The organism is Geitlerinema sp. CS-897 (assembly GCF_028368005.1).
GTDB classification, from domain to species: domain Bacteria; phylum Cyanobacteriota; class Cyanobacteriia; order Cyanobacteriales; family Geitlerinemataceae; genus Baaleninema; species Baaleninema simplex.
Genome location: NZ_JAQNCQ010000195.1, coordinates 1 through 5,648, shown reverse-complemented (window position 1 = coordinate 5,648; position 5,648 = coordinate 1). Strand labels below are relative to the sequence as shown.

Annotated in this window: 5 protein-coding genes; all 5 read left to right on the top strand. The window is 49.7% G+C overall.

The genetic code is table 11. The annotated features are described in order from the left end of the window. The first annotated feature begins 707 nt into the window (after positions 1 to 707). Complete coding sequence (locus POG22_RS12465; RefSeq protein ID WP_498905575.1) at positions 708 to 1,736, top strand: hypothetical protein; 1,029 nt, start codon at positions 708 to 710, stop codon at positions 1,734 to 1,736. A gap of 266 nt (positions 1,737 to 2,002) precedes the next feature. Beyond that, positions 2,003 to 2,494 carry a flavin reductase family protein gene (locus tag POG22_RS12460; protein WP_017660413.1) on the top strand — a complete coding sequence of 164 codons (492 nt, stop codon included), beginning with the start codon at positions 2,003 to 2,005 and terminating at the stop codon, positions 2,492 to 2,494. A 126-nt stretch (positions 2,495 to 2,620) separates the two neighbouring features. Then, the gene (locus POG22_RS12455) at positions 2,621 to 2,974 is read left to right on the top strand and encodes a phenylpyruvate tautomerase MIF-related protein (RefSeq protein WP_017660412.1); all 354 of its coding nucleotides are present in this window, start codon (positions 2,621 to 2,623) and stop codon (positions 2,972 to 2,974) included. Positions 2,975 to 3,222: 248 nt separating this feature from the next. Beyond that, the gene (locus tag POG22_RS12450) at positions 3,223 to 4,227 is read left to right on the top strand and encodes a Gfo/Idh/MocA family protein (protein ID WP_051044136.1); all 1,005 of its coding nucleotides are present in this window, start codon (positions 3,223 to 3,225) and stop codon (positions 4,225 to 4,227) included. Positions 4,228 to 4,328: 101 nt separating this feature from the next. Continuing rightward, positions 4,329 to 5,483, top strand: coding sequence for a peptidoglycan-binding protein (locus POG22_RS12445; RefSeq protein ID WP_498905574.1), 1,155 nt, complete (start codon positions 4,329 to 4,331; stop codon positions 5,481 to 5,483). Positions 5,484 to 5,648 lie beyond the last annotated feature (165 nt).

The window sequence follows — 5,648 nt, the reverse complement described above, 5'->3', positions numbered from 1 at the left end:
TCCGATCGAGAAGCTCAAAAACCTTGGATTTTCGTCGGCGATTACCGATTCAATTGGGAAGCTAGAGTCCAAAACGACCATTGGGCAAGCTGTACGGCATCAGAATTCGCTCTGGAGACTTATTCAGCAAGCCCTAAGTAAAGCTTTTCTTAAGACTTTTCGTCTTCAGTTCTCCTGAATTCTTTACAAAAAACTCCGCCAACCCGCCTTGTGTCAAGCGTTGAGCCGTTTCTCGTTCCTCAAGGATCTGACAGGGTTTTTAGAGTTTAACCCTCTCCTGTCAAGCGTTTCAGCGTCAACCCCCAGACAAAATTAACGGAGTGCTATCCTGAATGGCTATAGAAAATTGACCCTAACTTTCTAGCGGCGTTGTTGAAGTCGGTTGCAGATGGAGGCGAGCCAAACCAATTGAAGGTTCGCGATCGCCAACCGAGGTTAAATGCTAACCTCCCAGGAAAAGCGAGCCAGGTTTCCGATGTCACGATGGCTGGCTCTCGGGGTGCATTTCATTGGCCGTAAATTTCTCGAAACCGGGTATCTTCAAGGAATTGGACATTCAAGACTGGGGATCTGACAGAGTCCCGGTTTCTCCAGAAGAATATTTTGGCTTTCTTTGAAATGCACCCATCGTATTTGAGTTTTGCCATCAAACAACAATCGTTATTTTTAAAAGTCAAATCCATTAAAAACCTTTTTTCGAGCGCATTATGCAAATTTTGATGGTATTTATTTCTTTTTTGGCGATCGCCTCTCTTTTTGGGTGTCGCTCGATTTCGATACAAGATTTAAATTCAAACAGCGTAGAAACTCAAATAAAAAAAGCACCAACCATAAGCTCGAAATCTCAACTCGATAGCCTATTTAAAAATACCGAGAATCGAGAAAGTGTAGAAGTAAGAGTGATGGGAATATATCGGAAAGTTTACTTTCCGGGCAACTCAACCTATAGATATCGAGGCAATGTTGCAGTTGTCCTTCCCAACACAAAAATTCTACTGTATCCAATTGAATCTCCGAATGCCATTCGATCGCTCGAAGAAATCGAGCGTTATCAAGGTTGGTCAGTAGCGGTCACGGGTCGAGTCGTACCAGAGTGTTTCTACGAATTTAATAATAAAAAGACGCGAGCGACCCCTTGTTTTGTGAGTGTAGAAAATATCGAAATTATTCCTTTAGCAGAAATGCTACAACTCAATCGAACCAGCTCCATTTCACGACATCGCAAAAAAAATGCGATTTTTCCGTTAATTCGTCGTCCTGAAAATCTGCCAATAATTTCGAGCTGGGAGGAATTCCAAGAACTTTTTCATTCTCGCGATCGCCACGGATTAGAGGTTCGGGTTGTGGGGATCTACGAACAAAATGATGTCCGAAAACGTCAGACTCCACCACCTGTGTATCACGGTCATGTGGCAATTTCATTTAATTCTGGTGGGGGAATTCTTCTCTACCCCGCATGGCATTCGATTTCAATTCGATCGCGTGAAGAAATCGAACGTTATGAAGGTCGGTCAGTGATGGTCACGGGTCGAGTCGTACCTCAAGCTCCGCCTCCCCCGAGCGGTGTTCCTGGTGGTGTACTTGCGGCGATCGTTTCACCTTCCTTTGTTGCCGTCGATAAGATCGAGTTGGCTCCTTTAGAAGAGAGTTCGCCTTCAGCTACACCCGAACGACAACAGAGCGATCGCGAAGAAAATAAAACTATTGATTTACCGACAAAAATTCCTAGACATTGAATAGAGCTTCAGACAATTCGACTCGCTCCTGAGTAAATTGTCGTTTAAGACGCCCAGCATCTCTGATATACCGGGAATTTCGAGAGTTTTTCCAAAAATTCCTGACCGGAGCGATCGTACCTTAACCCCTCAGCCATCGCCAGGAATCGCCCTAACCAACGACAGATGACGGGTGACGGGGAACTGTTTACAATGACTCTGACGGTGCGACGGGTTCCCGAACGCGCTGTCACCCCGAGAAATCTACCCAAGGGAAACACAACGCGATGTTAGATACGGAAGACAAAAAAGCCGCCAAAAAGACACTCTTACGCAAAATGCCCCACGCACTCTACATCTGTGGGGTCAAAGATAGCGACAACGTCAACGGCTTTACTGCCAGTTGGGTGACGCAGGCGTCTTTTGAGCCGCCGCTAGTGGTGAACTGCGTCAAAAACGATAGCGGTTCTAATGCCATGATTAAAGCCAGTGGCGTGTTTGCGCTCAGCTTCCTCGAAGCGGGACAGAAAGAGATGGCGCAACAGTTCTTCAAACCCCAACGCCGCGTCGGAAACAAATTTGAAGATGTCGAGTTCGTCCTCGGCGAAACGGGATGTCCCATTATTAAAGACTCTCTCGGATATATCGAATGTAACGTGGTCGGCAGTGTCGAACACGGCGACCATACCGTTTTCGTCGGCCGAGTCATTGCGGCTGGATTGCACCGTGACGGCGACATTCTCGAACTCTCGAGTACCGGCTGGAGTTACGGCGGTTAATTTAGCAACAGTCACTCGTCACCAGTGGGGAGATGGAGAGATGGGGAGAAAACTTCACCCCATCACATCATCCGGTCATCCCATCAACAAGGGTTTTTAGACATTGACGACTCAGAGAACGACATCATGCCTTTAATTCAAGTGAAAACCTCTGCGGTAGCACCGGAGAAAACGGCGATCGAAGGACTGCTCAAACAACTGTCGTCCAAGCTGGCGGGACATTTAGGAAAACCTGAATCCTACGTAATGACAGCCTTTGATGCAGACGTTCCCATGACCTTCGGCGGTACCACCGATCCAGTGTGTTACATCGAAATTAAAAGTATTGGCAATATGAATCCCGCTCAAACGAAGGCCATGAGTGAGGATTTTTGTCAAGAAATCGAAAAGGCCATCGGCGTTCCGGCCAAACGAACGTACATTGAATTCGCCGATGCCGAACGGGCTATGTGGGGGTGGAACGGTTCGACCTTTGCTTGAGCGATCGCCCTTGCAACCGTCGCACCGATCGCTCGAAATCCGCCGGAGTAGACAGTGTCGAAAACTGTACTTGCCAAATCTTTACAATTTAAGACGCTGTGATACTATCTGGGTAGTTTTGGGTCGTACTAGGCTGCCCGAACTTACTCTTCCGGTGTTGGGGGAGGCGAAACCAAGTGTGATGAGAGAGTCTATCCGTGAATCATCCAAATAACACTGCGGGGACGAGCCAACCCGAGCCGCTTCGCATGGGTGTCATTGGGGTTGGCAATATGGGTCAACACCATACGCGGGTGTTAAGTCTGCTCAAAGACGTGGAACTCGTGGGAGTGGCGGACATTAACGTCGATCGCGGCCTGGATACGGCCAGCAAGTATCGCGTCAAGTTTTACGAAGACTACCGCGATTTACTCCCCCACGTCCAGGCGGTTTGTGTGGCGGTTCCGACGCGGTTGCACTATTCGGTGGGAATGGCCTGCCTAGAAGCGGGCATTCACGTCATGATCGAAAAACCGATCGCGGCGAGTCTCGCAGAAGCCGAAGCTCTCGTCAATGCAGCAGCCGAATCGGGTTGTATCTTGCAAGTGGGACATATCGAACGGTTCAATCCCGCGTTTCAAGAACTCAGTAAAGTCTTAAAAACCGAAGACGTTTTGGCGTTAGAGGCGCATCGCCTCAGCCCTTATTCCGATCGCGCCAACGACGTTTCGGTGGTGTTGGATTTGATGATTCACGACATCGATTTGATGTTGGAACTCATCGGCGATCGCGTGGTGAAAGTCTCCGCCAGCGGCAGCAGCGTTTCCGGTTCCCCCTATTTAGATTACGTCACGGCAACGCTGGGATTCGCCAACGGTGCGATCGCGACTCTGACCGCCAGTAAAGTAACCCACCGCAAACGGCGATCGATCGCCGCTCATTGCAAAAATTCTCTGACAGAAGCGGATTTCCTCAACAACGAAATCCTCATTCACCGTCAAACCACCGCCAACTACTCCACCGATTACGGTCAAGTGTTGTATCGTCAAGACGGACTGATCGAAAAAGTCCGCACTAGCAACATCGAACCCCTACACGCAGAGTTAGAACATTTCGTCAACTGCGTTCGCGGCGGCAACCAACCCTCTGTCGGTGGAGAACAGGCATTACGCGCCCTACGACTGGCCAGTTCCATCGAGCAAATGGCCATGGACGGCAAAGTTTGGCAGTCTCGAGAGACAGAATGGTTGCCCGAAGTCGCCGTTCGCGGCTGAGAAGTCCAGCGATCGAGACGAACTGACTCGTTTGGCCGTAGAGCCGCGCGAATCGCCCAACGGTGTCTAAAATAGAGTCACCGCTATTTTCAAAACGAACTATGACCGTCAAACGCATCTTTCTTCGACCCGGAGACGGCATTAAATCGAAGGAGTTTATCGAACCCGTCAAAGAGTTACAGCGACTTCTGATTCGACTCAAACTACTTCCCGAGAGCGAAGTCGTAGACGGTCAGTTCGACTCCAAGGTTGAAAAAGCCGTGCGCGTTTTTCAAATGCGCCACGACCTCGAAGTTAACGGTATTGTCGGACAAAGTACCTGGATCGAGATCGATCGCGTTCTCGGAATTTCCCAAAAACCCCCTGCCAAACCGGTAGAGCCACCGTCAGAGCCACCGAAAGACGATTCAGACAGCGAGCCTCCCGTCGAGATTCCGCGATTTCCCATTTTAAAACGGGGGGATGGCTTAGACTACCCGGAACTCAGCGAATTCGTTCGCGTTTTACAACAACGCCTCAAAGACGCGGGTATTTTTCCCCCCGACGAAATTGTCGATGGAAAGTTTGGCGTCAATACCGAAGCCGCCGTCAAGCGGTTTCAGGCACAGCGAAACCTCCTCGTAGACGGTTTAGTCGGCCGGGAAACCTGGTCGATGTTGATCGACGGACCCGTTCGTGTTTACCAACCCGATCGCCCGAAAGAAGGGGTTGGAAATTTCGATATTCCTCGGATTATCGCCTCGATTCCCTATCCTGACATTCGCGTTCACGCTCGCGATTCAGTTCCCTTAATCCTGCAATCCTGTCTCGACAACGGCGTCACCGATTTGGGGCAAATCGCCTACGTCCTCGCCACAGCCGAACATGAATCTCACATGGGAAAATGGATGCGAGAGTTAGCCAGCGGTTGGGATTACGAGTGGCGATCGGACTTGGGAAACATCTACGCCGGAGACGGTCCGCTCTACAAAGGACGGGGGTTCGTCCAGATTACGGGACGAGCCAATTACCGCCACTGGTCGGCTCGTTTGGGCATCGATTTGATCGCCAATCCCGATTTGGCCGCACAGAAAGAGATCGCGGCGAAAATTTTGGTGTTGGGAATGCGAGATGGGTCCTACACGGGATATAGTTTGAGCGATTATATTTCGGGTTCGCGTCAGGATTTTTACAACGCCCGTAGAATTGTCAACTGGCTCGATCGCGCCGCTCATATTGCAGGCATCGCTCGGGAATACTTGCGAGCTTTGCAGTGATTTACTGGAGTTTTGACTACGGAAACTGAGAGGGTGACAAGGTAGACGGAAGCCAGACGGGACAATTGTTTGAGAGAATAGAGGAGTCCCAAAAAAGAGGGTGGCGTTTGCGGCCACCCCAACAAAAAAATGCTACCGACATTCTACCAAGATTTTCTGCGCATC

Excerpts from the sequence above, each read along its gene's own strand:
- POG22_RS12450 (WP_051044136.1), top strand. The coding sequence starts at position 3,223 with ATGGGTGTCATTGGGGTTGGCAATATGGGTCAACACCATACGCGGGTG.
- POG22_RS12460 (WP_017660413.1), top strand. The coding sequence starts at position 2,003 with ATGTTAGATACGGAAGACAAAAAAGCCGCCAAAAAGACACTCTTACGC.
- POG22_RS12465 (WP_498905575.1), top strand. The coding sequence starts at position 708 with ATGCAAATTTTGATGGTATTTATTTCTTTTTTGGCGATCGCCTCTCTT.
- POG22_RS12445 (WP_498905574.1), top strand. The coding sequence starts at position 4,329 with ATGACCGTCAAACGCATCTTTCTTCGACCCGGAGACGGCATTAAATCG.
- POG22_RS12455 (WP_017660412.1), top strand. The coding sequence starts at position 2,621 with ATGCCTTTAATTCAAGTGAAAACCTCTGCGGTAGCACCGGAGAAAACG.